The organism is Actinoplanes sp. NPDC019969 (assembly GCF_055562375.1).
Genome location: NZ_JBVHFK010000010.1, coordinates 81,971 through 106,728 on the forward strand (window position 1 = coordinate 81,971; position 24,758 = coordinate 106,728).

The 24,758-nt window shown below is 70.2% G+C and carries 27 protein-coding genes and 3 pseudogenes; 12 read left to right on the top strand and 18 right to left on the bottom strand.

Going from position 1 to position 24,758, the window contains the following annotated elements; genetic code table 11:
* Nucleotides 1–299 precede the first annotated feature (299 nt).
* Nucleotides 300–896, bottom strand: coding sequence for a TetR/AcrR family transcriptional regulator (locus ACZ3II_RS28040; RefSeq protein ID WP_465520744.1), 597 nt, complete (start codon nt 894–896; stop codon nt 300–302).
* 68 nt (nt 897–964) lie between these two features.
* Between ACZ3II_RS28040 and ACZ3II_RS28045 the strand changes: the two genes are divergently transcribed.
* Entirely contained in the window at nt 965–1,693 is a 729-nt protein-coding gene (locus ACZ3II_RS28045; RefSeq protein WP_465520746.1) for a class I SAM-dependent methyltransferase, read from the top strand.
* Nucleotides 1,694–1,875: 182 nt separating this feature from the next.
* On the opposite strand, the gene ACZ3II_RS28050 is transcribed toward ACZ3II_RS28045, so the two are convergent.
* A complete protein-coding gene (locus ACZ3II_RS28050) occupies nt 1,876–2,823 on the bottom strand; it encodes an aldo/keto reductase (RefSeq protein ID WP_465520748.1) in 948 nt (315 codons plus the stop codon).
* Between the two features lie 70 nt (nt 2,824–2,893).
* Between ACZ3II_RS28050 and ACZ3II_RS28055 the strand changes: the two genes are divergently transcribed.
* Nucleotides 2,894–3,475, top strand: a complete 582-nt coding sequence (locus ACZ3II_RS28055) for a suppressor of fused domain protein (protein ID WP_465520750.1) — start codon at nt 2,894–2,896, stop codon at nt 3,473–3,475.
* Between the two features lie 230 nt (nt 3,476–3,705).
* On the opposite strand, the gene ACZ3II_RS28060 is transcribed toward ACZ3II_RS28055, so the two are convergent.
* From ACZ3II_RS28060 to ACZ3II_RS28070, 3 genes are all read right to left on the bottom strand, one after another.
* A complete protein-coding gene (locus ACZ3II_RS28060; protein WP_465520752.1) occupies nt 3,706–5,061 on the bottom strand; it encodes a DUF4132 domain-containing protein in 1,356 nt (451 codons plus the stop codon).
* A gap of 85 nt (nt 5,062–5,146) precedes the next feature.
* On the bottom strand, nt 5,147–5,518 hold the full coding sequence (locus ACZ3II_RS28065) for a hypothetical protein (RefSeq protein WP_465520754.1): 372 nt from the start codon (nt 5,516–5,518) through the stop codon (nt 5,147–5,149).
* A gap of 68 nt (nt 5,519–5,586) precedes the next feature.
* Nucleotides 5,587–6,825 (bottom strand): low temperature requirement protein A, encoded by a 1,239-nt coding sequence (locus ACZ3II_RS28070; RefSeq protein WP_465520756.1) that lies wholly within the window; start codon nt 6,823–6,825, stop codon nt 5,587–5,589.
* Nucleotides 6,826–6,878: 53 nt separating this feature from the next.
* Here ACZ3II_RS28070 and ACZ3II_RS28075 point away from each other — a divergent pair, with 53 nt between their 5' ends.
* Nucleotides 6,879–7,664, top strand: a complete 786-nt coding sequence (locus ACZ3II_RS28075) for an alpha/beta fold hydrolase (RefSeq protein ID WP_465520758.1) — start codon at nt 6,879–6,881, stop codon at nt 7,662–7,664.
* On the opposite strand, the gene ACZ3II_RS28080 is transcribed toward ACZ3II_RS28075, so the two are convergent.
* Nucleotides 7,638–8,453: a GbsR/MarR family transcriptional regulator gene (locus tag ACZ3II_RS28080; RefSeq protein WP_465520760.1), complete on the bottom strand. Its 816-nt coding sequence runs from the start codon at nt 8,451–8,453 to the stop codon at nt 7,638–7,640. The two genes, ACZ3II_RS28075 and ACZ3II_RS28080, sit on opposite strands and share 27 nt — an antisense overlap.
* 200 nt (nt 8,454–8,653) lie before the next feature.
* Between ACZ3II_RS28080 and ACZ3II_RS28085 the strand changes: the two genes are divergently transcribed.
* The 3 genes from ACZ3II_RS28085 (at nt 8,654) to ACZ3II_RS28095 (ending at nt 11,230) form a co-directional block, all read left to right on the top strand.
* The gene (locus tag ACZ3II_RS28085) at nt 8,654–9,322 is read left to right on the top strand and encodes a DUF4097 family beta strand repeat-containing protein (RefSeq protein WP_465520762.1); all 669 of its coding nucleotides are present in this window, start codon (nt 8,654–8,656) and stop codon (nt 9,320–9,322) included.
* 173 nt (nt 9,323–9,495) lie between these two features.
* Nucleotides 9,496–10,881, top strand: a complete 1,386-nt coding sequence (locus tag ACZ3II_RS28090; protein ID WP_465520764.1) for a VldE C-terminal domain-containing protein — start codon at nt 9,496–9,498, stop codon at nt 10,879–10,881.
* A 58-nt stretch (nt 10,882–10,939) separates the two neighbouring features.
* Nucleotides 10,940–11,230, top strand: a complete 291-nt coding sequence (locus ACZ3II_RS28095) for a hypothetical protein (protein WP_465520766.1) — start codon at nt 10,940–10,942, stop codon at nt 11,228–11,230.
* A 525-nt stretch (nt 11,231–11,755) separates the two neighbouring features.
* On the opposite strand, the gene ACZ3II_RS28100 is transcribed toward ACZ3II_RS28095, so the two are convergent.
* Entirely contained in the window at nt 11,756–12,805 is a 1,050-nt protein-coding gene (locus ACZ3II_RS28100) for a hypothetical protein (RefSeq protein ID WP_465520768.1), read from the bottom strand.
* A gap of 300 nt (nt 12,806–13,105) precedes the next feature.
* On the opposite strand from ACZ3II_RS28100, the pseudogene ACZ3II_RS28105 reads away from it, so the two are divergent.
* Nucleotides 13,106–13,418: pseudogene (locus ACZ3II_RS28105) on the top strand (glyoxalase/bleomycin resistance/dioxygenase family protein); the annotation flags it as partial.
* Here the strand turns inward: ACZ3II_RS28105 and ACZ3II_RS28110 are convergent.
* The 8 genes and pseudogenes from ACZ3II_RS28110 to ACZ3II_RS28145 all read right to left on the bottom strand — a co-directional run bounded on the left by ACZ3II_RS28110 (nt 13,327) and on the right by ACZ3II_RS28145 (nt 16,692).
* Nucleotides 13,327–13,589: pseudogene (locus ACZ3II_RS28110) on the bottom strand (ATP-binding protein). The pseudogenes ACZ3II_RS28105 and ACZ3II_RS28110 sit on opposite strands and share 92 nt — an antisense overlap.
* A gap of 104 nt (nt 13,590–13,693) precedes the next feature.
* Nucleotides 13,694–13,868, bottom strand: a pseudogene (locus tag ACZ3II_RS28115) (YnfA family protein); the annotation flags it as partial.
* 45 nt (nt 13,869–13,913) lie between these two features.
* The gene (locus tag ACZ3II_RS28120; protein ID WP_465520770.1) at nt 13,914–14,183 is read right to left on the bottom strand and encodes a hypothetical protein; all 270 of its coding nucleotides are present in this window, start codon (nt 14,181–14,183) and stop codon (nt 13,914–13,916) included.
* The gene (locus tag ACZ3II_RS28125) at nt 14,167–14,607 is read right to left on the bottom strand and encodes a MerR family transcriptional regulator (protein WP_465520772.1); all 441 of its coding nucleotides are present in this window, start codon (nt 14,605–14,607) and stop codon (nt 14,167–14,169) included. Before ACZ3II_RS28125 ends, ACZ3II_RS28120 begins: the two co-directional genes overlap by 17 nt.
* Nucleotides 14,604–14,936: a hypothetical protein gene (locus tag ACZ3II_RS28130; protein ID WP_465520774.1), complete on the bottom strand. Its 333-nt coding sequence runs from the start codon at nt 14,934–14,936 to the stop codon at nt 14,604–14,606. The genes ACZ3II_RS28125 and ACZ3II_RS28130 overlap by 4 nt, the downstream gene beginning before the upstream one ends.
* A gap of 191 nt (nt 14,937–15,127) precedes the next feature.
* The gene (locus tag ACZ3II_RS28135; RefSeq protein ID WP_465520776.1) at nt 15,128–15,322 is read right to left on the bottom strand and encodes a hypothetical protein; all 195 of its coding nucleotides are present in this window, start codon (nt 15,320–15,322) and stop codon (nt 15,128–15,130) included.
* Nucleotides 15,323–15,671: 349 nt separating this feature from the next.
* The gene (locus ACZ3II_RS28140; protein ID WP_465520778.1) at nt 15,672–16,244 is read right to left on the bottom strand and encodes a hypothetical protein; all 573 of its coding nucleotides are present in this window, start codon (nt 16,242–16,244) and stop codon (nt 15,672–15,674) included.
* A 151-nt stretch (nt 16,245–16,395) separates the two neighbouring features.
* The gene (locus tag ACZ3II_RS28145; protein WP_465520780.1) at nt 16,396–16,692 is read right to left on the bottom strand and encodes an anthrone oxygenase family protein; all 297 of its coding nucleotides are present in this window, start codon (nt 16,690–16,692) and stop codon (nt 16,396–16,398) included.
* Between the two features lie 169 nt (nt 16,693–16,861).
* Here ACZ3II_RS28145 and ACZ3II_RS28150 point away from each other — a divergent pair, with 169 nt between their 5' ends.
* Complete coding sequence (locus ACZ3II_RS28150) at nt 16,862–17,329, top strand: hypothetical protein (RefSeq protein ID WP_465520782.1); 468 nt, start codon at nt 16,862–16,864, stop codon at nt 17,327–17,329.
* Between the two features lie 72 nt (nt 17,330–17,401).
* Here ACZ3II_RS28150 and ACZ3II_RS28155 read toward each other — a convergent pair whose 3' ends face one another.
* From ACZ3II_RS28155 to ACZ3II_RS28165, 3 genes are all read right to left on the bottom strand, one after another.
* Nucleotides 17,402–18,433 (bottom strand): hypothetical protein, encoded by a 1,032-nt coding sequence (locus ACZ3II_RS28155; protein ID WP_465520784.1) that lies wholly within the window; start codon nt 18,431–18,433, stop codon nt 17,402–17,404.
* 51 nt (nt 18,434–18,484) lie between these two features.
* A complete protein-coding gene (locus tag ACZ3II_RS28160; RefSeq protein WP_465520786.1) occupies nt 18,485–18,658 on the bottom strand; it encodes a CsbD family protein in 174 nt (57 codons plus the stop codon).
* Between the two features lie 64 nt (nt 18,659–18,722).
* Entirely contained in the window at nt 18,723–19,718 is a 996-nt protein-coding gene (locus tag ACZ3II_RS28165; protein WP_465520788.1) for a LacI family DNA-binding transcriptional regulator, read from the bottom strand.
* Between the two features lie 152 nt (nt 19,719–19,870).
* Here ACZ3II_RS28165 and ACZ3II_RS28170 point away from each other — a divergent pair, with 152 nt between their 5' ends.
* Genes ACZ3II_RS28170 through ACZ3II_RS28185 form a run of 4 tightly spaced genes read left to right on the top strand, consistent with a single transcriptional unit; the run spans nt 19,871 to nt 24,756 of the window.
* The gene (locus ACZ3II_RS28170; protein WP_465520790.1) at nt 19,871–21,154 is read left to right on the top strand and encodes an ABC transporter substrate-binding protein; all 1,284 of its coding nucleotides are present in this window, start codon (nt 19,871–19,873) and stop codon (nt 21,152–21,154) included.
* Nucleotides 21,155–21,156: 2 nt separating this feature from the next.
* The gene (locus ACZ3II_RS28175; protein ID WP_465520792.1) at nt 21,157–22,071 is read left to right on the top strand and encodes a carbohydrate ABC transporter permease; all 915 of its coding nucleotides are present in this window, start codon (nt 21,157–21,159) and stop codon (nt 22,069–22,071) included.
* On the top strand, nt 22,071–22,877 hold the full coding sequence (locus ACZ3II_RS28180; protein WP_465520794.1) for a carbohydrate ABC transporter permease: 807 nt from the start codon (nt 22,071–22,073) through the stop codon (nt 22,875–22,877). Before ACZ3II_RS28175 ends, ACZ3II_RS28180 begins: the two co-directional genes overlap by 1 nt.
* 7 nt (nt 22,878–22,884) lie before the next feature.
* Complete coding sequence (locus tag ACZ3II_RS28185) at nt 22,885–24,756, top strand: glycoside hydrolase family 127 protein (protein ID WP_465520796.1); 1,872 nt, start codon at nt 22,885–22,887, stop codon at nt 24,754–24,756.
* Nucleotides 24,757–24,758 lie beyond the last annotated feature (2 nt).

Consider the following 24,758-nt stretch of genomic DNA (forward strand, 5'->3'; position numbering starts at 1 on the left):
GCCGGCCGTCGTCAGCTTAGAGCGTCCTCGAGGCCGGGACCCGATCCGAGGTCTCCCGGCCGGCACAGCCGTGGCTATCAGCCGGCTCGTGGTGAGCCCAGCCGTCCGATGGCGGGTGCCGACGCCGGCTGCGATCTCCCGCAGGCTACGGTCGGCGAGCCCGTTGCGGGCCGCGAAGTCGAGGACGCGGGCGAGCAGTTCGTCGCGCGCATCGGCCATGTGCCATACGGTACAGCGGCTGTGCGCGGAACGGCTCAGGGTCCGCCGTGGGTCTCAGCCCGGTGACGTGTATATGTGGATCAGCGCTCGGTGTCATGGGGATTTTCGCCGGACTCCCGGCTGAGGATCACGTCGCCGGCCCGGCGTAGCACTTGCGCCCGGGTGCGGCCGCCGTGGTCGGCGGCCAGGAAGTGCTCGCCGATCAGCAGGCAGAAAGCGAGCACGCTGCGCGCCTCCACCTCGTCCGGGTCGGTGCAGAAGGTTCCGATCATCTCCCGCAGCAGGCCCATCCGCCGGTTGTCGACGCGCCGCAGTCGCTCGGCGACGGCCTCGTCACGCCGGGCCCACTCGCGCACGGCCAGGTCGATGGGCAGCAGGTGCTCGCTGAAGGTCAGCAGGCCGGCCCGGGCGATCTTCTTCTTCTTCGGGTCCCCGCCTTGGCGTTCGACGCTTTCGAGCGCACTGTCCGTGCTCTCCCGCTCCCAGGTGTCCAGCATGGCTTCCAGCAGGGCTTCCCGATCGGTGAAGAAGCCGTAGAACCCGCCCTTCGTCACACCGAGGCTCTTTGCCAACACCTCCACCCGGACGGCGTCCGGCCCGCCGGCCGCAAGGGCGTCCAGCCCGGCTGCGATCCAGCGCTCTCGCGGCGTACGCGTCTGAAATCTGATGTGACCCACCTCACCGTATACGCCACCGTATATCGACGCTAGCGTCGCCGTATACGGCAGTGTATACGGAGGTGGCCATGGACGTCTTCGGCTCAGTCGCCGACCAGTACGAGACCGCGCGCCCCGGCTATCCGCCCGAGCTCGCCGGCGCCATCACCGCCTACCACGGCGGGATCCCTTCCGGCGTCGTGGAGATCGGCGCCGGCACCGGCAAGGGCACCGAAGTCCTCGCCACCCTCGGCGCCCCGCTGACCTGCGTCGAACCGGACCCTCTGATGGCCGCCCGGCTGATCGGCAGGTTCCCGCAGACCCACGTCGTCATCAGCACCTTCGAGCAGTGGCGGCCGCCGCCGGGAGGCGCCGCCCTGCTGGCATGCGCGATGGCCTGGCACTGGCTGGACCCGGCCACCCGCAACGCGAAAGCCCGCGCCGCTCTCACGTCAGGCGGGACCCTCGCGCTGTTCGGGCACCGTTACGGCTACGCCGACCCGGGCCAGGCCACCGCCATCCACACGCTGCTCGGCACGCTCGACGCCACCGCGAAGGAACGTCCCGCGGACTGGATGTACCACGACGTCATGGCCGCCGGCGAGATCACCGGCGTCCACGTCGAACGGTTCCGGCGCGAGCTGCCATTGACCCGCGACGAATACCTCGCGCTGGTGAGTACCTTCGGCCCGTTCCTGACCCGCCCACCGGAACTGCAACGCCGGTGCCTCGCCGCCCTTGGCCGGCTGATCGACGACTTCGGCGGCACCGTCACCCTCGACCTGCTGACCACCCTCACCCTGGGCCGGGCGACATGAACCCGACGCTACCGGCGACGGACCTGACCGGCTTCATCACCGGCCTGCCCACGCCGAAGCCAACTGGCCTGGGCGGAGAAACCACCCGGGCCCCCGGCATCAGTTGAGCCGATGGATCGATGGTGATCCGGTGAGCCGGGGCGGGGGAGCCGAGGCTCGGCCATGAGAACGGGGCGTGGATGTCACTGCGGGACCGGGGCGGACACCTCGTCCAGGGCCGCCTGCTCGTCCGTGGTCAGGGTCAGGGTGGCGGAGGCGATCAGAGCGGGGAGCTGGTCGATCGTACGGGCGCTGGCGATCGGCGCGGCCACCCGCGGCCGGGTGCGCAGCCACGCCAGCGCCACGGTGGCCACGGCGACACCGTGGGCGTACGCGATCTCCTCCAGGACCTTGATCACGGCGAGACCGTGCTCGTTGAGGTACGCGGTGGCGGCACCGCCGCGCGGCGCGCCGGCCACGTCGTCCATGGTCCGGTACTTGCCGGTGAGGAAACCGCTGGCCAGGCCGTAGTAGGGGACGACAGCCAGGTTCTCGGCAGCGGCGACCGGGGCGATGCCGGTCTCGTAGCCGCCGCGGGCGACCAGGTTGTAGTGCGGCTGGACGGCGACGGGCCGGGTCAGGTTCTCGCGGCGGGCGATGGCGAACCACTCGCGGATCCGGTCGCCGGTGTAGTTGGAGACGCCGATCGCCCGTACCTTCCCGGCCTTGACCAGGGCGTCGAAGGCGGCGACCGTTTCCTCGAGAGGCGTGGCGGCGTCGTCGAAGTGTGCCCAGTACAGGTCGATGCGGTCGGTGCGCAGCCTGCCCAGCGACGCGTCGGCGGCGGCGGTGACGGTGGCGGCGGACAGGCCCCGGTACGCCGGGTGCCGGCTCACCTTGGTCCCGATGAGAACCTGGTCGCGGTTGTCGCGGGTGGACAGCCAGTCGCCGATGATGGTCTCCGACTCGCCGCCGGAGTTGCCGGGCGCCCACGACGAGTAGCTGTCGGCGGTGTCGATGAAGTTGCCGCCGGCCGCGACATAGGCGTCGAGGACGTCGTGCGAGGCGGCTTCGTCACTGGTCCAGCCGAACGTGTTGCCGCCCAGGGCGAGCGGGAAGACGTCGAGTTCGGTGCCGATGAGAGCCATCATTTCGTCCGTTCCTCGGAGATGGGAAAAGCTGTCAGCCGGGTCATGGTCCGGCGCGTGGCACACTTCCCCAGTGGATCATGACATGACACCGGCCGCCCGGGCCATTCTGGAGCATCTGCGCCGGCACTTCCCCGGGCAGGAGGTCGGTGTCCTGCCGCCGGCTCCGGGCCCGGTCCGTAACGTGGCGCCCGGCCTGCACATTCTGACCTTGGACCTGCCCGATCACGGCGCCCTCTACGTCACCGCGGGAGTCTGGGACGCGACCCGCCGCGACGGGCACGGTCTGGAGTTCGTCCTGTACGTGCCGACCGCCGAACACGAACTGCACGTCGAGACCCTGACGATGGTCGCCTACTACCACGCCAGCGGCGGCGACTTCGTCCTCGACCACGGGCACACCGTCGCGATCGGCCGCCCCTGGATCCCCGGCTCGACGTGCGACCATCTGCTGGTCAGCGAACCGTACATGTGGGAGCCGGAACTCGAGGTGTGCGACCTCCCGGACGGGCACGCCCGGATCCTGTGGCTGCTGCCGATCACCAAGGCCGAGAAGCAGTACCGCCACGCGCACGACCTGGAAGCCCTGGAGCAGCTCTTCGAGGACACCGAAATCCTGCCCACCGATCCCTACCGCCCCTCCGTGGTCGGCTGACTCCGCGGAACTTCGAGGTTCAGCCCCACGGCGGCGCGGACCGCCGCGGGGGCGTTCACCAGGCCGGCGCCGGCCGCGCCACAGCCTGCCGTAGGCCCGGTCACGGGCGTGACCGTGGAGGTCAGCAGCGACCACCGGGCAGTTCCACGAGTTGGTCAGCACCTGCGGTCCGGCTGGTCGTCAGGGCTGTCTCGACCGCTCCGAGACAGCCCTGACGACCAGCCGGGGGTTCAGGTGGTCAGGAGGCGCAGGTCGCGGGCCACCTCGGACAGCAGGATCGGTGGGAGCTCGGTGAAGTCGGCAACGGTGCCGTCCCGGCGCCACACCCGGACGCCGAGGAGCCGGTACGGCTGGTGGACGCTCAACTCGATGTCGATGCTCGGACCGTCCCGGAGATCGCGCCGGACGCCGGGATGGATGCCGGACGGCCACCAGCTCCGGCCGGTCAGCGCCCGCACCGCCTGGGCCTCCACCGTCCGACCCGTGAACGACTCCGGCCGGGCGTCCAAAGGGCCGAAGAACTCCCGGCCCACCTGCGGGAACGGCTGGATCACGGCGTAATCGGCGAACACCGCCGACCAGGCGGCCTGATCGGCGGCGAAATGCCACGGGTGGGCCACGCCGACCGTCGCCTCCGGGTCGAGATCCCAGGGTTTGTCGTCGATGTCGGCGAACGTGCGGTCCTCGGCGACCCGGAACAGCTGATCACCGCTCACCCACAGCAGCCGGTGGGTGAGCTGCCACATCAGCGGATGCTCGACGAACAGCTCCCGGAACTCGGCGGCGGACCACCGGCGCTCGGCCACCATCGCCTCCTCCAGCGCCCGGACCCGGTCCTCGGCGATCGCCTTCAGCTCCTTCTTGAGGGCGGCCGTGCCGGGCGGCCGGGCCAGACGCTTGCCGTGCTCGTCGGCGGCCCACGGCTGGAGCTGCTCGTCCAGGCCGACGGTGAGCCGGCGGGCGCCGGCCTCCAGGGTCATCCTGCCGTCCTGGTCGAAACCCAGGCGGGGGACATGCCGGTCGGCGAGCTGATCGGCGGTCAGCCCCCGGGCCGTGAGCACCGCGTCGAGGCGTTTCCCGGCGAGGCGGCGGAACCGGGCGGTCCGGGCCTTGCGGGTGAGCCGGAGCAGATAGGTGATGGCCAGGTCGGTGCCGATCGTCGCCAGCGCCTCCACGGCCAGGCGCACCCGTGGGGCGTCACCGTTGGCCCAGGTCTGCAGCTCGGCGGTCAGCGCCACGACGGTGGTGTCGTCTCCGAGCGCCGCGAGCGCGGCCATCGCGAACTTGTCCTCCGCCGGGAACTCCGCGGCCGCCCACTGCTGGAAGACCGCCCACGCGAACCCGGCGAGACTCGCCGGCGTGCACAGCTCACGGACCTCGGCGAGCGAGTGATGCGCCTTGCCGGGCCGGGAGACCGCGATCAGCCCGCACAACCGCTCCACGGCCTCCGCCGGCAGCGCCGTCCCGTCATCGTGCAGCGTCACCGGCGGCAGCGCCGGGAGGACCAGCCACCCGGGCAGCTCACGAGCCGGCATCAACCTGCCGTTGGGCCGGCGCGGCGGCCCGGCCAGCGCTTGAGGATGCATGCGCCGAAGACTAGAGCAGGGGTACGACAGAAACGGGGCGGGCGACCGGAAGACCCGGCCGCCCGCCCCGCAGGGTGCTTGCTGCCTACCGAAGCGGCTCGGTGGCGATCCCGAACTCAGCGGTCGGCTGCGTCGAGGAAGAAGCCGACGAGGTCGAGCGCTTGGCCGACGGCGACGGCTTGGCGGTCGAGGTCGAGGTCGACGGAGCCGGCGAGGCGGAGGAGGGCGACGGCTTGGCAGAGGGGGAGGCCGACGCCGCCGCCTCGCTCAGCTTCGCGTTCACCTTGTCGGTGCCGGTGCCGATCAGCGCCTTGGCCTTCTCCTGCGCCTGCACGACCGTGGGGTGCTCACCGACCTTACGGGCCGTGGCCGCGATGTTCTCGTACTTCTCGCGGCCCGCCCGGCTACCGAGCACGTAACCGACGGCTACGCCGGCAGCCAGCTTGAGAAATCCCATGAACACTCACTCCAATGTCGAGATCCGGGCGGAGGTACGGGCCCCTGCTTGCCCGTACCTCGCCGGGGTCAAACCTTGGCGACCTTGATCTCACCCTGCCGGTGCTGGTGGATGCCGGTGACGACGCCCGCGATCAGCACGGCCGCGCACAGCCCGACGAGCACCGGCGGCGCCAGGTCCAGCAGCATGATCACGATGACGGCCGGGATGCCGAGACCGGGCCAGACCAGGGCGGGACGGTACCGCTGCGACAGCACGCCCTGGATGACGGCTGCGCTGATCAGGTACCCGGCGAGCCCCACCCCGAGCACCCCACGGGTCCCGGCGCTGAGGTGATCGTCGGAGCCGTGCACGATGGCGTGCTCCAGCCCGACCGCCACGGCTGCCAGGCTGACGGCGACCGGCAGGTGGGCGTACACGTAGAAGTCATGCACGCCCTCCCGCGTCCGTTCGCCGCCCTCCTGCACCAGGCGCCGTTTCGCGGCGCCGCCGGAGAGATCGAAGTAGGACCACCACAGGGCCGCCGACAGCAGGAACGCGGGCAGCGCGGTCAGCACCACACCGCCGGTCCACTTGCCGTCGTGCAGCCCGTGCACGGTCGCGGCCACCGACTCGCCGAGCAGCAGGATGACGAAGAGCCCGAAACGTTCCGGCAGGTGCTCCATGTGCAGCGGCGGCGCGTCCGGCACCCGCGCGGCGATGGCCGGCCCCAGCAGGTCGACGAGCACCCCGATGCCCCACAGAACATAGCGGCCGGGCGCGGCGACCATCAGCGAGACCAGCCAGAAACCGGCGCCGGCGGCGTGCCCGATCAGGTACGGCAGGATGCCCTTGCGGGTCTCCGGCAGATCCTTCCAGACCCGCAGATAGCCCACGACCAGCACGAGCCGCAGCGTGACGTAACCGAGCGCGAACCAGGCCCCTGCGGATCCGGTGACCTGGTCGGTGGAGGCGGCCATCACGATCACCCCGCCCATCCCGGTCAGGGTGAGCAGCCGGAAGATCGCGTCGTCGGTGTCGAACCGGTTCGCGTACAGGGTGGTGCTGGCCCACGCCCACCAGCCGACCGCGACGATCGCGGCGAACGTGAGCCCGCCCGCCGGGGTCTGGTTCTTCGACAGCACGTCCGCGCACATGGCGACGAACAGCACGAACGCCAGGTCGAAGAACAGCTCCAGGCGGGTGGCGGATCGGTTGGACTCCTGGTTGACGTCGGGCTCGCGGACGAGTTCCCGCTCCTCCCGGTCCTCTTTCTCGAGGCGGGCGCGGTCCTCGGGCGACGGCCCGGCCTTGGGTTCTGCTGACACGGCTTCGCCCCTACCCGCGCACGACTTCCGTCAACCTGGGTAAGAGCCCGTCCGTGACATTGCGAAAGATCGCGCTCATGGGTACGGGGGACAAGCGCCTGGCCCTCGCGGCGCCGGCCCGCGCGCGCGGGTTCACCAGCCGGTTCCGGGACGTCGGCGGCCTGCGGCTGCACGCACGGGTTCGGGACGGTTCGGGCGGTTCCCCGTACGTCCTGGTCCATGGTCTGGCGGTGTCGCACCGCTATCTGATGCCGACCGCCGCCATGCTCCCCGGCGATGTGTATGTCCCTGACCTGCCCGGTTTCGGGCTGTCCGGGAAACCCCGCCGGGTGTACGACGTGGGCGAGCACGCCGAGATCATGGCCGCCTGGATGGATGCCGAGGGCCTGACCGGCACGACCCTGATGGGCAACTCGTTCGGCTGCCAGGTGGCGGTGGAGATCGCCGTCCGCCGGCCGGACCTGGCCGCCGCTCTGGTGCTGGTCGGCCCGACCGTGGACCCGGCCGCCCCGACCCCCGCCGGGCAGGCGTTCCGCTGGCTGCGCGACGTCAGCCACGAGGACCCGCGGCAGGCGGGGATCATCGCCCGGGACCTGCGCGACGCCGGGCTGCGCCGGGTGTACCGGACATTGCGGCACAGCACCCGGCACGACATCGCCGAGCGGCTGGCTCTGGTCACCGCGCCGGTGCTGGTGCTGCGAGGCGAGCACGACCGGATCGCCCCGCCGCGGTGGGTCGCCGCGCTCACCCCCGACGGCAACCACGGCACCGTGCCGCGGGCCGCCCACAACGCGATGACCACGGCGGGCCGGTCAATCGCCGCCCTGGCCGGGGTCTGACGGCGGGGCGCTCTCGCCGGGGCCTGACGGCGGGGCGCTCTCGCCGGGGCCTGGCGGCGGTGTGCTCTCGCCGGGGCCTGGCGGCTGGGTGTAGAGCACCTCACGTGCCTGCTCGGCCGCGCGCAGCGTGCTCTCGTTGACGAAGGCGAGGAACCGGGCGATGTTCTCCAGGCGGTTGCCGGCCGGGGTGCCGGAACCGAGCACGCCCACACCCTGCCGGGACGTCTCGACCACCTGGGTGAGGGCCCGCGCGCTGGCCAGGGTCGCCTGGTACCACACGTCGTCGTCGATCAGGTAGCGCTCGCGGCGGCGCTCGTCGCGCTCCCGCCGGACCATGCCCTGCCCCTCCAGGAAGGTGACCGCCTTGGAGATCGACGCCGGGCTGACCTGCAGGCGGGCGGCGAGCTCGGCCGCGGTGAGACTGCCCGAGTCGGTGATGTAGAGGCAGGCCGTCACCCGGGACATCATCCGCGGCATGCCGGACTGGATGAAGACGGTGGTCAGAGTGTCCTCGAAGGCCTGCACGGCGGCGGCGTCACGACCGTGCGCCTGAGGGGCCGTGGCCGGGCCCCGGGCGGTGGGCCGGCGCCCGCGGCGGGCACGGTGCTCGGTGGCGTGGTGGGCCAGATCGGCGCGGTAGCCGGTGGGGCCGCCGTTGCGCATCACCTCCCGGGTCACGGTCGAGGTGGGCCGGTCGAGCCGCCGGGCGATCTCCGCGTACGCCAGGCCGTCGGCCAGGCCCAGCGCGATCTGCTGGCGTTCCTGCGGGGTGAGCCTGCCGCCCGGCATCGGAGCCTCCTCAGTAGCGTTCACCGTCAGTCGATTGCAATGGTAGCAGAGCGCCCGTTGCATTGATTTCTGGACTGTTGCAACGATTGCAATCCATCTACCTGCTATAACGTGTTTTTCGTGCAACGAGCTTGTTGTCCAAATGTGGAAAGCAACGTAGCTTTTCCTTCATCGGAAACAACGAGCCACAGGAGAGAACAATGCAGACCTTCAACACCCCCGCCGCCGTCGCCGCCGTCCTCGACCTCCCCGCCGGGAACATCCGCGTCATCGCCGCCGACCGGGCCGACAGCACCGTGGAGATCCGTCCCGCGGACGCCGGCAAGGACCGCGACGTGAAGGCCGCCGAGCGGGTCGAGGTCGACTACCGCGACGGTGTCCTGCGCGTCACCGCCCCGGCGAAGAATCAGCTCTTCGGCGCCTCCGGCGTCGTCGAGGTGACGATCCAGCTGCCGACCGGCTCCCGGGTCGAGGCGAAGGCGGCCGCCACCGAGTTCCGCGCCGTCGGCCGTCTGGGCCAGGTGACGGTCGAGGCGGCGCAGGCCACCGTCACGATCGACGAGGCGGCCGGCGCGAAGGTCACCGCCTCGGCCGGGAACGTCGCGGTCGGCCGGCTCACCGGGCCCGCCGAGATCGGCGTCGAGAAGGGCGACATCCGGATCGACGAGGCGGTCCGGGGCGAGCTGGTGCTGACCACCACGTACGGCGAGGTGTCCGTCGGCGTCGCCGCCGGCGTCTCCGCCACTCTGGACGCGGGCGTCTCGCACGGCCGGGTCCACAACGCCCTGCGGAACAGCGAGGGCGCCGGCGCCCCGGTCACCATCAAGGCGACCAGCGGCTACGGCGACGTCAAGGCCACGAGCCTCTGACAGGTGAGCCGCCCGGGGCCACCCGGCGTGACCCCCGGGCAGCTCACCCGTCCCGTCCCATACCGTCCCGCCGGCCTGTTCCGGGACGAGTGCCGCTGCACAGACTGGTGCGCAGCGGCAGGGCTGTCGGGCCCCGACGCGATCCCACCGTTTCTTCGCAGAGGGGTACAACCATGTCTCGGATCAGGATGCTCGTGGCCGGCGTCGCCGCCGGGGCCGTCGCCGCACTGACGGCCACCGGACCAGCGACGGCCGTGCCATCCGTCGACTCCTACCAGGCCTATGCCGACCCCGGCTGTCTCAGCTCCGTGGAACAGCCCGGGGTGCGGGATTTCCGCGCCATGATCCTCAGCCGGATCGGCGGGACCAACGGCGGCATCCACGCCTGCTCGGGCTACGAGCACGGCGAGGGGCGCGCGTGGGACTGGATGCGGAACGCGAACGACCCGGCCCAGGCCGCGACCGTGCAGCGCGTCCTGGACTGGCTGCTCGCCTCCGATGCCGAGGGCAACCCGCACGCCATGGCACGCCGGCTGGGCATCGGGAACATCATCTGGAACGGCCGGGCGATCAGCCTCTGGAGCACCTCGAGCAAGGTGTGGAACCCGTACTCGTGCGACGGAACGCCCGGCAGTTGCCACACCAACCACGTCCACTTCGCGTTCTCCTGGGCCGGCGCCCGCCAGCAGACCAGCTGGTTCACCACGGCGGACAAGCCGGCCGACTGGTACCCGGACAGTGCCGGAGGGGTCGCCCGGCAGGTGTTCGAAGCCGGCAGCGACAACGCGTGGCGCAACTTGCCGGTCACCGGCGCCTCCGCCGTGATGGGCTCCGAGGTCGCTGCGGTGACGGTTGGTGGCACCAAGTTCGTCTACACCGTGCGGGGCGGGCAGGTCTACGAGGCCTCCAGCGCCAACGGCTGGAACAACATGCCGGTCAGCGGGTCGACGGGTGTGGTGACCGGCACGGACCTGGCGGTGCTGGCGGTTGACGGGACCAAGTTCGTCTACACCTTGCGGGACGGGCAGGTGTACGAGGCGTCCAGTGCCAACGGCTGGAGAAACATGCTGGTCAGCGGTTCATCGGGTGTGGTGACGGGGACGGGCCTGGCGGTGCTGGCGGTCGGCGGTGACCGGCTGGTCTATACCGTGCGAGGCGGGCAGGTGTACGAGGCGTCCAGTAGCAACGGTTGGAAGAACATGCCGGTCAGCGGGTCGACGGGTGCGGTGACCGGCACCGACTTGGCGGTGCTGGCGGTTGACGGGACCAAGTTCGTCTACACCCTGCGGGACGGGCAGGTCTATGAGGCGTCCAGTGCCAACGGCTGGAACAACATGCCGGTCAGCGGAGCAACCGGTGTGGTGACCGGCACGGACCTGGCGGTGCTGGCAACTGACGGCGACCGGCTCGTCTACACCCTGCGCGGCGGGCAGGTCCACGAGGCGTCCAGGAACAACGGTTGGAAGAACATGCCGGTCAGCGGATCAACGGGTGCGGTGACCGGCGTCCGGGTCGCCGCTTCGATGGTCGGCGGCACCAAGTACCTCTACACCCTTTGACTTTCATGGCGTGTCGAGGGCGGTCACGAGGCCGGCGGCCGCCCCCTACCGTCGCTTCGTGACCACCGAAGTGCTCATCGAGACGGCAGGCCCGGCATCGGCGCCGGCTGCGGCGCGGGTCCTCTGCCGCAGCCACGCCGAGTATCCGGCGCTTCAGCACCTCTTCCCCGACCGTGGCCGGCGCCAGCGGGTGCTGCGCCCGTTCCTCGCCGCCACGGCCCGTGATGCGGCACGTCACGGCCGTCAGGACGTCGCCCGGATCGGTGATCGTTTCGTCGGCGCCACCCTCGAGCAGGACACCGCCGCCGCCGACACCAGTCGTCCTCCGCAGTCAGATCACCTGACATGACCGTCGCGAGGAGGCCGGCCACGAACTGCGGCACATCCTCCGGCAGCAGCGTCAGGCACGGCTCGCTGAGATCCGGGCCCTGGAAGATCTCGACCGATCGCACACCCGGATCGTCGGCCGACTCCGCAACGCCGATGATCCTCCAGCGGCGGTGGCGCGGCATGTGAGTCCTCGTCGCTTTTGCTATGGCCGCATTCTTGGAGAAAGTGACATTTCCTCAATTTTGAGGTCAACTTCCCGAGCGGCATAGCGCGTTCCGGCGACATGTTCCATCGTGCGGATTCGATGGATCTGCCTGGCGGGCCAGGTCTCTACGATGTCGCGGTTCATTACGCTGGACGGGATGCCGCCGATCGCGCTCTGCGAGAGATCTACGGCCTGCCGCACTCGGAGTGGGAGTCCCACATCGCACGAGACGCCAACATCGAGCGCTATCTCGTCATTCTTGCGCCGAGCGGAAGCGCTTGATCCGACGCCGATGTCGCGTTGTGCACGGGTGCGACGGCTGGGTTGCCGCGAGCCCGCCTAGCCAGCTCGATGCCGGCTGGAGAGCCGCCACAGGTGAACCGTCGTCCCGTCCTGGGAAATCGTGTACCAAACGTCGGTACCTGCCGATCGCGGAGGCCCTGACACGGGGAACGGGTAACCGATGGGGCCGTGTGCGGCCATGGTGTGCGGGTCGACGAGCCAGTGGCGCGGGTTTTCTGCATCGTCGGTTCCCGCGACGATCGTGTCGTCGCGAGGAAAGGCCGCCTCGTAGGCCCAGCGATCGCGGTTGCCGGTCGTGTCTTCGGTTCGAGTTCGGTGTACCTCTGTGCCGTCGTCCGCCCGGTGCAGGTACAGGGACCACTGGCCCACGTCCGTGGTGACGAAATGCTCACCGGACGGGCTCACGGCGAGCAGGACCTCCGCGGGGAGCCGGCGCGTGGTGAGGCTCTGGCCATCCCAGTGGCCCCACAGCACCGGAGAGTCCTCCTCACCCTCGCCGACAGTCAGGCCCATGTAAGCCGGGTGCGGGTGAGGGAAGTGGAAGGACACAGATCCCACGGTCATCGTCGCGGCTCGGGCGAGCACCGTCCCGTCGGCCGGGTCGATGATCCACCATTCTTCCTCCGCCTCATCGCCGGTAAGGCTTCGGACATGGGCCCAGAGCAGTTTGCCGTCGGAGGAGAAGGCCACTGAGCCGCTGTCCGGATACTCGTGCTCATCGTCGTTGACGTATTCAGCGAATGAGACGTGCGCCTTGGCGCAGACGCTGGACGACCAACAGCCGTGCCGTACTTCCCACAGGAGTACGCCGTTCGCGTCCACAGCGTGTAGAGCGTGCAGGCCGGCGAACACGGCGACGTCGCCGGCCGGGGAAACTGTCACCGAGCCGAAGCCGCGAGGCCACGGTGCCTGGAAACGGTGTTCCGGCTCGGATCCGTCCAGGTGGTGAACGACCAACTCCGTATCGCTGCGCTGTACCAGCAGTTGACGGCCGGGCTGACCCGGCCGAGCCAGCACCACGGGCGGGTCTGCCGTTGCGGCATCCAGCGGCACGGCCACCGTGGCGACGGGTTGTGCGGCGGTCACGGGGAGGGCCTCCTATGAATACTCGGTGAGGTGCCAAGGGGTGATTCTGTTCGCGGGATCGGGGTTCTGGCGCGAAGTCCGTGATTGATCTTCTTACATGGTCCTCAACAGGCGTGATGCCAGTCTGGGTCAGCGCCCGACCCACGGAGTGCTGGCCGGTCGTGGTTTCTGCCCGACCACCAGTTCTTGCCAGGTCGCGGCATGGGCGTATTTGAATACCGTCCAATGCGGCCAGCCGGGATGTCGCGCGATTTGCCGGAAGCCGGCGCCCTGCGCCGGAAGTTCGTGGACCAAGGCGTCGTCAAGCTGGTCCTGCTCGAAGGCGAGGCCGACCAGCCGACCGTGATGGACCACCTCGGCGTCGAGGTCGGAACCTCCGAGCAGGTCGACGCAGCGACCGGCCGACTCACCGACGCCGGCCTGATCCACCCTGACCGAGGACGACACCGAGTGCTGCTATGCGTTGCAGGACAAGGTATGGGTCCGCGGCCCGGGCAACGAGCCGTGGGAGGTGTATGTCGTCAAGGGCGACTCCGCCGTCGGTGACAAGCCGATTGTCGGCGCCTGTCGCGGGTCTGCGCGAGCCGGTAGGAGTCGGTGCCGGTCTCGATGATGTTGCCGCCGAACGTGAGCCGGTCCACGATCGCTGCGCAGAGCCGCGCGTCGGTGAACATCTCGGTCCAGCCGGAGAACGCCTCGTTCGACGCGATCGCCACCGATCTTTCTCCTCCCGATCGGTCAGCACCTGGAACAGCAGCTCAGCGCCGCGCCGATCCAGCTCCATGTAGCCGAGCTCATCGATGCAGAGCAGGTCGATGCGGCCGTAACGGGCGAGTGAATGACCGCCGGATCGGCGTTGGGGTTGGCGGGCTGGTCGTCGGCCTCGGCGAACTTGGGGCCTTCCGGTTGCAGAGCGGCGACGAACCCATAGGCGCCGCGGGCGACGACGCCGGTCGCGATCCCCACAGGCCGCGGTTCTCCCGCCAGCCTTGCCAGATCAGCCAGGCCCCGCCGATCTCGGCGAGCGCGGCGCGAACAGCAGCAGCGAACGGGCGATGGTCATGCCGGGCAACCTACCGGCCGGTGATTGTCGCCTACCGTTGCCGGGTCACCGGGTCGCGCACGCGCAGCCGCTCCCGGCGCATCCGGCCGTGTGGCGACGGCGTCGCGACGCCCACCACCAGGCGCCGCCCGCGACGGCGGCCAGGACGACCGCGATACCCGGCATCCAGGAGACGGCGACGGCCCAGCCCGCGCCGGAGACGACACCGGCCGCGAGCAGGAACGGGATGACGCAGCACGCGGCGCACGCGAGTGCGGCCAGCCCGGTCAGCCCCGTGGGCAGCAGGCGGCGCGTGCGGTCAGCGAGGGTCGGCATCCGGAACTCCTTGCGCGATGGTGGCGAACGGGATCGGGCAGCACGGCTGGCCGGCACAGGTGATCAGGTCGTCGCAGCCGGCGTCGACGGCTGCCCGCAACGTGGAGGCGATCACCTGGAGGTCGGCGATCTTCGCCTCCACCTCGGCGAGCTTCGTCCGCGCCCGTTCCTGGAGGCCCGCGTCAGGGCGGCCGTGCCGGTGACCGGCGCTGTCGAGCAGGTCGGCGACCTCGTCGAGGGTGAACCCGAGCCGCTGCGCCGCTTTGATCACCTTCAGTACGGTGACCGCCTCGGCCGGGTAGAGCCGGTGCCCGCCGAGGCTGCGCTCCGGTTCGGCCAGCAGCCCACGGCGTTCGTAGTACCGCAGGGTTTGCAGGTTGACCCCGGCCGCGTCGGCGACCTCACTGCTGCGCAGGCCGGTCACGACCGCATCCGGCCGGCGGCGCGCTGCTGCAACGCATCCAGAACCGCAACCTGGGCGTCCGGGACCGCCACCTCCAGCCGCAGCACGTCACCACCCGGATGGAAGGCGAACTCGAAGAAGGAACAGCAGCTGCTCTCCCGCGCGGTCAGGTCCCGAGCCGTCTTTTCGGCCGCCGGATCGAGGTCCCAGCGCAGCGTCGTGGACGACAGTCGATGCTGGGCGTGCAGCGCGCTGGCGAACAGGTCATCGAACTCGGCCAGCCGCAACGGCTGATCGACGGTGGGTAGGGTGCACGCCTCGGGCACCCACACGTGCTCGTCGGTGGTCATGCCTCGACGGTAAGCCTGTACCCCGGTACAGGATGCAACCCCGAACCACTCCCAGCGCGTGAACCGAACCAGCCGGCGTGATGGGCTCGGCGGCATATCGCTGACGGTTTCCTATGCTCCCGCAGCCAGGCCGTCACCGTCTCGCATCGCGTCCCCGCAGTACATCCACGATCTGGCGCGCCTCGCAGCGATCAGCACGGTGCCGTGGTTGCGACCAGCGTGATCGCGAAATCGTCGACCCCGAGCACTGCGATGTCACCCTCATGCGAGGCAAGCGGCGAGTCGACCTGCTCGACGAAGCACTTGCTCCGGCATCCGGCGCATCGCTCGACGTCCGCTGACACTGCGAATGGACTCGGGGCGACGACTTCGAGCAGGCAGCGCATGCGGCCACCTCACCACGCGCGATCGCCGTAGGGAGCACAACGGGGCTGGAGTGCGTCGCTTCGATATCGATGTCGGCGAGATGAGGAAGGAGCTGCCCGACAGCGACACACAGCCGGACAACTGTCCTTCGCCAACGACGTCTACCGTGTGCCACTGAGCTTGTCCGCAGCGCACCGAACGGGTGACGGCACTGCCAGGGGCGCACGCGGTTGGCGAGCGCGGTGGTGTTGGCGAGGGCCTCGGCGTTGCCGCGCCCTCGGCTCCGAAGCGAGGTCGGGGACGGAGAGCGGCGGGTGACGGTACGTCGATACCAGCTGCTGCCGTCCCCGAATCCCGCCCGTGGTGCCGTCAGCAGCTGATGCTGAAGTCGTCCGCCCGGAGTGCCGTGACCTTCGCGACACCGTCGACGACGCTGCCGCCGATGGTGATGCGCACGAGCACGGTGGCCGGGCTGCCCGACCAACTGACGCTGAACTTCGTGTACGGCGCCGACGACGACATGGTGCGCAGGTCACGCGCCACGTAGGTGAAGCTGACCGGTTCGATGATCTCCAGAGCCATGTCCTCGGTCGCGGGGATGGCCGGGGTCTTCGCCGGGTCCAGGAAGACCGACGCCGTGCAGAACGCACCCGGCGTGATCGCCACCGTGCGCTGCACCGAGGAGAAGCCGGCGCCGGTCTGGGCGATGAACGCGTCCCGCACGCCGGAGCGCGGGCCCAGGGCGCTGAAGCCGCCGGCGCCGTCGCCCACGTGCGTGAACGACCACCCCTGCGGGGCGGGCGGCGGCTCGAAGCCGTCGGTGAACACCGGGGCAGCGCCGGCCGGTCCGGCACTGAGAACGAGGCTGGCGACCGCCGCCGGAAGGGCGACCGCGGAAACGGCGAGCCGAAGCAGACGCCGACGGAGCAGGTTGGTGCGCATCGGTGGGGTTCTCCCTCGATTGGCGTGGGCCCGGCGTGGGCCCGGTGGACGACTCGATGCTGCGGCTCGGCTGCGGGGGGCGACGTGGGGTGTTGTGGGGGGAGCCGCGGGGGGACGCAGGTCAGTCAGGCATGGCCGGTGTCGGCAGGTGTCAACATGGTTCGCGGGTCAATGTCACGGCGGCGGCAATCAGAACCAATGCGAGCACGGAAAAGATCGTCCGCAGCGTGTGATGGCTCTCCCACCGGTCACGGACCTCGGTCCAGTCGGCTGGCAGTGATCCCGCGGACCAGGTGTTGATCTCTTCGTTGATCGGAACGTTCACCAGCTGCGTCGAGATGGCCGGCACCACCACCAGGACCAGGCTGCCGGCGGTGAGCAGAAAGCGCGGGCTGCCCGGCCGGCGCAGAAGAACGAGGGTGACCGCCGGCGCCACCATCGTGCCCATGATTGAGCCTGGCGCCCATCTTCCCGCCGTCTCATCGATGCGCTGCGGCACTTCCGCGAATACCGGACCGTCGTACTGCCGAGAGGCGGACGCCGGGGGTTTGAACTGACCATTAGCGTGATTCCCATTTCCCCGGCTGCCCCATCGAGGGCGTGCCTACGCTGCGGGAATGCGAATCTCATACCGAATCGGCGTCGTCCTCGCCGCCCTGCTCTGCACGCTGACCACGGCCCTTCACCCGGCCGCCGCGGGTGTCCGGATGGAGCCGGTGCCCCATCCTTCGCTGTCCGGTAACCGGATACAGGCGCCCGGGCAGCCGGCGATCTACCTCGTCGACCCGGAAGGGTATCGGCGGTGGATCCCGGATCCGGCGACCTTCGACAACCTGTTCCGGAACTGGGGCGGAGTGATCCAGGACCCGCACATCGACCTGATCGCCGAGCGGGAGGCGCTCACGTCCGGCGCGTTCCTGGCGAAGGCGCCTGAGCGCCCGGCCGTCTACATCGTCAGCAACGGAGTGAAGCGCTGGATCACCTCGCCTGCGGCGATGGACAAGTACAACTTCTCGTGGGAGCGGGTCCAGAAGGTCTCGCCGCTGGTGCTGGACCCGATGCCGGAGGGCGCTCCGTGGAGCTGACACACCATGTGGTGCGGCACCAGCTACGCCGGGCGTGTCACTCCCGGTGGACGCTGAAGACCTTACCCGCGGTCAGGGGAGGCCGGTCAGGCTCTTGCGGTGACGGTAGCCGGCGATCAGGTTGACGGCGCCGAGGATCAGGGCGCCGGTTCCGGCGTACGCGGCCAGCGTGAGGATCGGCGTGGTGAGGGACGCGTCGGGGAAGTACAGGACGCGGCGCAGCAGGGTGGCGCCGGCGCCCGGCGGCAGGGCCTGGCCGAAGTCGTGCCAGAAGACCGGCATCAGGGGGCCGGCAGTGGCGGCGCCGCTGATCGGGGCGCCGATCAGGAAGTACAGGAGGCCGCCGATGCCGGCGCCGGCGGTGCCGATCAGGGAGACCAGGGCGCTGGTGGAGGCGGTGGCGGCCAGGTTGATCAGGGCGAGGCTGAGCGTCAGTTCGAGGAAGTCGACGTGATCGCCGACGCCGAAGCCGCGGGCCAGGCCGGCGATGCCGGCGCCGACGCAGAGGGCGTACAGGATCAGGAAGACCAGGGGGAGTTCGCCGCGGGCCCAGTTGGCGCGGTAGCGGGGGACGAGGCGGCCCAGGCCCATCGAGCCGATCGTGCCGCCGAGGATCACCACCTGCAGCATGATGCCGAGGCCGCCGCCGGCCGAGTCGCTGGACGGCAGGGGAGTGGCCTCGGTGATCGTCGGGGTGGCGGCGCCGGCGAAGGTGGCGGTGACCAGGGCGGTCAGCGTGGCGGCGACCTGCGGTGACGCGGCGGTGGATTTGAGCAGCTCGACGCCGGTGGCGGTGACGATCAGCGCGCCGTAGACGTCGAAGTGGGCGATGCCGGTGAGTGCGGCGTCCCGGCTGTCGTAGACCGTGACGTCGAGGGCGTCGCCGGCTTTCGCCTCCAGGGACTGCCGGGTGCTGTCGGTGCCGACGTAGCCGATCGGGATGTGGTGCGGTTTCGGGGCGTGCAAGATGCTCAGCAGCGCCGACCCGAGCAGGGCGACGACCACGACACCGAGGGCGGCGACGGCCGCCGAGCGTACCCAGAAGTGTTGTTCGAGCCGTCGTTCTTCGGCTTTCGGCAGCATCTGGGTGGCTTCGTCGGACACGTACCGAATGCTGTCACGGACCCGGGGACGGTGTCCCCGGGTCCGGATGAATCAGGACTTGAAGACGTCCTTGATCTTCTCGCCGGCCTGCTTCAGGTTCGCGGCGCTCTGGTCGGCCTTGCCTTCCGCCTCCAGGCGCTCGTCGTCGGTGGCCTTGCCGACACCTTCCTTGACCTTGCCGCCGACCTCTTCAGCCTTGTTGTCGACCTTGTCGTCAAACGACATCGGGCACCTCCATGCGGTCTCAGGTGTACGCAGGAGTAGTACCCGGCCACGGAAGTCCCAACCGTCAGCCGGTGGACTCGCGGGTGACCAGCCGCGGCGCGACGGTCTGGATGCCGGAGCCGAGCGTGCCGTCGATGGCGGCGAACAGGCGCTGGGCGGCGAGCCGGCCGAGCTGTTCCAGGTTCATGTCGATGGTGGAGAGCGGCGGCCGGGCGTTGGCGGCCAGGATGTTCCAGTTGTCGAAGCCGATCACCGCGACCCGCTGCGGGATGGCGTGGCCCTCCTGGTGGAGCACGTCGAGGACGCCGCGGGCGATCTCGTCGGAACCGGCGAAGATCGCGTCGATGCCCGGGTCGCGTTCCAGCAGCATGCGGGTGGCGCTGCGGCCCCACGCCTCGGACCAGGACCCGAACCACACCTGGTCGCCGGCCAGCGCGAGACCCTCCTCGGCGAGGCGGGCCAGGGCGCCTGCCGCGCGGTCCTGGGCGGCGCCGTAGGTGGCGTCGCCGGTGATGTGGGCGATGCGCCGGCGGCCGTGCCGGATCAGGTGGTCGACGGCGAGCCGGCCGCCGCCGATGTTGTCGGTGACCAGGGACAGGTCGGCGGGGTCGTCGGACGGTGAGTACGCGTAGATGACCGGGACCGGCAGGTCGCGCCCGAGCGACGGGCGGGCGTCGGGGCGGGCGCCGACCACGATCAGGCCGTCGACGCGGCGCGACAGCAGGGCGCGCAGGTGGTGTTTCTCGCGGATGGCGTCACCACGGGCGTCGCAGAGGAAGACGGACGTCTGGTCGGAGCCGAACGCGTCCTCGGCGCCCATCAGGATCGGGATCGAGAACCGGCCTTCCAGGTCGGAGGTGAGCAGGCCGACGGTGCCGGTGCGCTGCGTGATCAGGCCCTGGGCCAGCGTGTTCGGCGAGAAGTTGAGCTGCTCGGCGGCGCGGACGACGCGGTCACGGGTGCTGGCGCGGACCTGCGGCTGGCCGTTCAGGGCTTTCGAGGCGGTCGCGATGGAAACGCCCGCGAGCTGGGCGACGTCACGCAAGGTGACCGGCCCCATCGACGCTCTTGACAACAGTTTTTCCTCCGTATTACGTTCCTGAAAACCTTTTCGGCACCGCGAAATCCGCTTAATCAGGTGCCCAGCGTACCTGCTGTTTGCTCGGACCGAAACTCACCGAAAATCGGAGGCACTCCGTGCGCCAGAATAGGTTGAGCAGGGCGATCCTTGCCGGGCTGCTCATGACGACGATGGCCGCCTGCGGCGACGGCGGCGCCAAGGAGACGGCGGCTCCACCGGCCGGCGCCGGCGTCGAGGGCGTCGACGACGGCTCGAAACTCACGCTGTGGACCCGGGCGCCGCTGGAGCTGCAGGCGAAGGCGCTGGTCGACGCGTACAACAAATCGCACAAGAACCAGGTCGAGCTGACCATCGTGCCGAACGACGACTACGTGGCCAAGGTGGGTGCGGCGGCCGGCAGCGGCGACCTGCCGGACCTGTTCGCCGCCGACATCGTGTACGTGCCGAACTGGACGAAGTCCGGCTTGTTCCACGACCTGACCGAGAGCATCGGCCAGCTGCCGTACGCCGACAAGATCAACCAGGGGCACCTGCAGGCCGGGACGTACGAGGGCAAGAAGTACGTGCTGCCGTTCGTGCTGGACCTGTCGGTGATCTTCTGGAACAAGGCGCTCTACAAGGAGGCCGGCCTCGACCCGGAGAAAGGCCCGACGACGCTCGACGAGTTCAAGGAGCAGGCGCTCGCCGTGCAGAAGCTCGGCAAGAAGGACGTCCACGGCACCTACTTCGGCGGCAACTGCGGTGGTTGCAACGTCTTCACCTGGTTCCCGATGATCTGGGCCAGCGGCGAGGACGTGATGGCCGACGGCGGGAAGAAGTCGCTGCTCGACGGCGCGTCCGCGCAGAAGGTGTACCGCACCTGGCGGGACCTGCAGGCGGCGGGGGCGATCGCGCCCGGCGCCAAGGACGAGACCGGCGCCACCTGGGTCGCCGCGTTCCAGGAGGGCAAGGTCGGCGTCATGCCGTACCCGGCGACGCTGCTGCAGACCGCGGCGAGGACCGTCGACGTCGGCGTCACCGCGATTCCCGGCGTCTCCGCCGGAGCCGGCTCCACGTTCGTCGGCGGGGACGGGATCGGCATCTCCAAGGACTCCACGCTCACCCAGCAGGCGTGGAACTTCATGTCCTGGCTGACTTCGGAGGCCGCGCAGGTCGAGGTGCTCGCCAAGAACGACAGCAGCGTGTCGCGCACCGACCTGGCCGACAACCAGTACGCGGTCAAGGACCCGCGGGTGGTCACGATCAACAAGGCGGCGGCGTCGCCGCAGAGCAAGACCCCGGTCGCCGTCAACTTCCAGCAGGCGTTCAACGCGCCGGGCAGCCCCTGGGTCACCCTTCTCCGCAATCAGGTGTACGGGGACGCGGGGAGCCTGAGCAAGGACAACGAGGCGCTCACCGGCGTGCTCGCCCAGTAGACATGACGACCAGTCTCGCCGAGACCGGGCAGCGCGGTGCTCCGGTCGTACACAGCAAGGTCGTGCGCAAGCGCCGCGGACCGCGACTGACCGGCTGGGCGTACGCCGCGCCCACCGCGCTCTTCGTCCTGATCTTCTTCGTGGTGCCGACCGTGCTGGTCGCGCGGATGTCGGTGTCGGACTGGAACCTGTTCGCCGGCAACCGCGGGTACAACGCGCCGGAGAACTTCACCGCCGCCGTCGAGAACCGGCTGTTCTGGCCGGCGGTGTGGTTCACCGTCAAGTACACCGCGCTGACCACCGTGATCCTGCTGGTGCTGGCCCTCGGGCTGGCGCTGCTGGTGCAGGAGTCGAGCCGCTGGTCCGGGTTCCTGCGCACCGCGTTCCTGGTGCCGTCGGCGCTCGGGCTGGCCTCGGCCTCCCTGCTGTTCTACGCGCTGTACTCCCCGCAGAGCAGCCCGCTCGGCTTCCTCGGCGTCTCGTTCCTCGGCACCCCGACCAGCGCGCTGTGGTCGACGGTCGCGCTGATCGTGTGGCGCTTCGCCGGGTTCTACATGCTGTTGCTGCTGGTCGGGCTGCAGGGGATCGCCGGGGACGTGTACGAGGCGGCCCGTCTCGACGGCGCGAACCGCCGGCAGACCTTCCGGTACGTCACCCTGCCGCTGCTGCGCTCGTCCCTGGCGCTGTGCACGATCCTCTGCGTCACCGGCTCGATGCTCGCTTTCGACCAGTTCTACCTGCTCACCAAGGGCGGGCCGGACAACAGCACGATCACCATCGTCCAGCTCGTCTACAACATGGCCTTCCAGGGCGCCAACGACCTGGGCCGGGCCGCCGCGCTGTCGATCCTGGTCCTCGGCGCGCTGCTGGTCGTCAACCTCGTGCAGTTCCGCTGGCTGCGCGGCAAGGAGAACTGATGGTGCGCACTCCCCGTTACATCCTCACCGGTGGTCTCGCCATCCTGTTCCTCGCCCCGCTGCTGTGGGCGGCGGTCGCGTCGGTCAGCCCGCAGGCCGGCACGAACCAGATCGACGGCTGGGGCTTCGGCAACTACCAGACCCTCGCCCACTATCAGGCCGGGATCGGGACGTACCTGCTCAACTCGACGCTCGTCGCCGGGATGACGGTGCTGTTCACGCTGTTCGTGTCGCTGCTCGGCGGCTACGCGTTCGCGATGTTCACCTTCCCCGGCCGCAACGTGCTGTTCCTGCTGACCCTCGCCATCCTGATGGTCCCGTACGCGACCCTGCTCATTCCCCTCTACGTGCTGCTCAACGACCTCGGCCTGCAGAACTCGCTGGTCGGGCTGGCGCTGGTGCTGACCATGTTCCAGCTGCCGTTCGCGGTGTTCATGATGCGCATCTCGTTCGAGGCGGTGCCCAAGGAACTCGGCGAGTCGGCGCTGGTCGACGGCTGCGGGAGCCTCCGCGCCCTGCTGCACATCATGGTCCCGGCGGTGAAACCGGGCCTGATCACCGTCGGCCTGTTCGCCTTCCTGGCCGCCTGGAACGACTTCATCACCCCGCTCGTGCTGATCAGCGACTCGGGCAAGCTGCCGCTGCCGCTGGCCGTGGCGAACATGCGCCAGCAGGTGATGGGGATCGTCGACTACGGCGCCACCGAGGCCGGCGTGGTCGCCCTGGCACTGCCCTGCATCGTGCTGTTCCTCGCCCTCCAACGGCATTACGTCCGCGGTTTCATGTCCGGCGCACTCAAAGGTTGAGCACCCTATGACGATCGACGAAGTGACAGTGACCGGTGCGTGGATCCGGCGCGGCGGCACCCCGGCGGCGCCGGGCGCCGGGCGGCTGCGGCCGTTCGGGCTCGGCGAGGTGACCCTGCGGCCCGGTTTCTGGCAGCAGCGGCGCGATGTGGTGCGGACGGCGTCGTTCGCGCACATCGAGTCCTGGCTGGAGAAGGCCGGCTGGCTGCCGAACTTCGGCCTGCCCGCCGAGCGGCGGCGCGGCCGGGAGTTCTCCGACTCCGAGGTCTACAAGTTCCTCGAGGCCCTGGCCTGGGCGAACGACCCGGACCTGGAGGACCGCTACCGGGCGATCGTGGCCCGGGTCGCCGCCGCGCAGCAGCCCGACGGCTACCTCAACACCAACTTCGGCCGCCCCGGCCAGGCGGCCCGCTACAGCGACCTGGAGTGGGGCCACGAGCTCTACTGTTACGGCCACCTGATCCAGGCCGGGGTGGCCCGGGCCCGCACCCACGGCCACGACGACCTCGTGACGGTGGCCGTGCGGGCCGCCGACCACGTGTGCGACACGTTCGGCCCGGACGGCATCGCCTCGGTCTGCGGGCACGCGGTGATCGAGACCGCGCTGGCCGAGCTGTACCGGGTCACCGGCGAACGGCGCTACCTGGAACAGGCGCGGCTGTTCATCGAACGGCGCGGCCACCAGGTGCTCGACGACATCGAGTTCGGGCGGGCGTACTTCCAGGACGACGTACCGCTCCGGGACGCGGTGTCGCTGCGGGGCCACGCGGTCCGGGCCGTCTACCTGGCGGCCGGGGCGGTCGACGTGGCGGTGGAGACCGGCGACGACGGGCTGCTCGACGCGATCGACAGGCAGTGGCGGCACGCGGCGGCCCGGCGCACCTACCTCACCGGCGGCATCGGCTCCCGGCACCAGGACGAGGCGTACGGCGACGACTTCGTGCTCCCGCCGGACCGCGCCTACCAGGAGACCTGCGCCGGCGTCGGCTCGATCATGCTGGCGTGGCGGCTGCTGCTGGCCCGGGGCGACGCCCGGTACGCCGACCTGATCGAACGGATCCTGTTCAACATCATCGCCACCTCGCCGGCCGACGACGGCACCCGCTTCTTCTACGCCAACACCCTGCACCAGCGGGTGCCCGGCGTGGAACCGGCGGCCGGGACCCAGGTGCCGCGGGCCGCGTCCAGCCTGCGCGCCTCCTGGTTCGCGGTGTCCTGCTGCCCGACCAACCTGTCGCGGACCTTCGCCAGCCTCGCCGCCTACGTCGCCACCAGCGACGACACCGGCGTGCAGATCCACCAGTACACGCCCGCGTCGATCAACGGCGACGGCGTCGCGCTCGACGTGGACACCCGCTACCCGGACGACGGCCGGATCACCGTGCGGATCGTGCGCGCCCCGGACACCCCCTGGACCCTTGCGCTGCGGATTCCCGGCTGGGCCCACGCGGCGACCGTGGACGGGGTTCCGGCCGCCCCGGGCTACGCCCGGATCACCCGCCGGTTCCGTGCCGGGGAGACGGTGGTGCTGGATCTCGCGGTCCGGCCCCGGGTCACGGTTGCCGACCCCAGGATCGACGCGGTACGGGGAAGCGTCGCCGTCGAACGGGGGCCGGTCGTCTACTGCGCCGAGTCCGTCGACCTGCCGCCGGGGGTCGCGCTCGACACGATCCGCCTCGACCCCGGCACCGACCTGGTCGAACGGGACGGTGCGGTGATCGTCACCGGTCGTGTTGTGCCCGTTGCCGATGATGCGTGGCCGTACGCCGCACCCGGGGTCCCCGATGCCGGGGCCGCCGTCGAGATCCCGCTCCACCCGTACCACCGCTGGGCCCGCCGTGGCCCGTCGGCCATGCGCGTCTGGATCCCCACCCTCTGAGA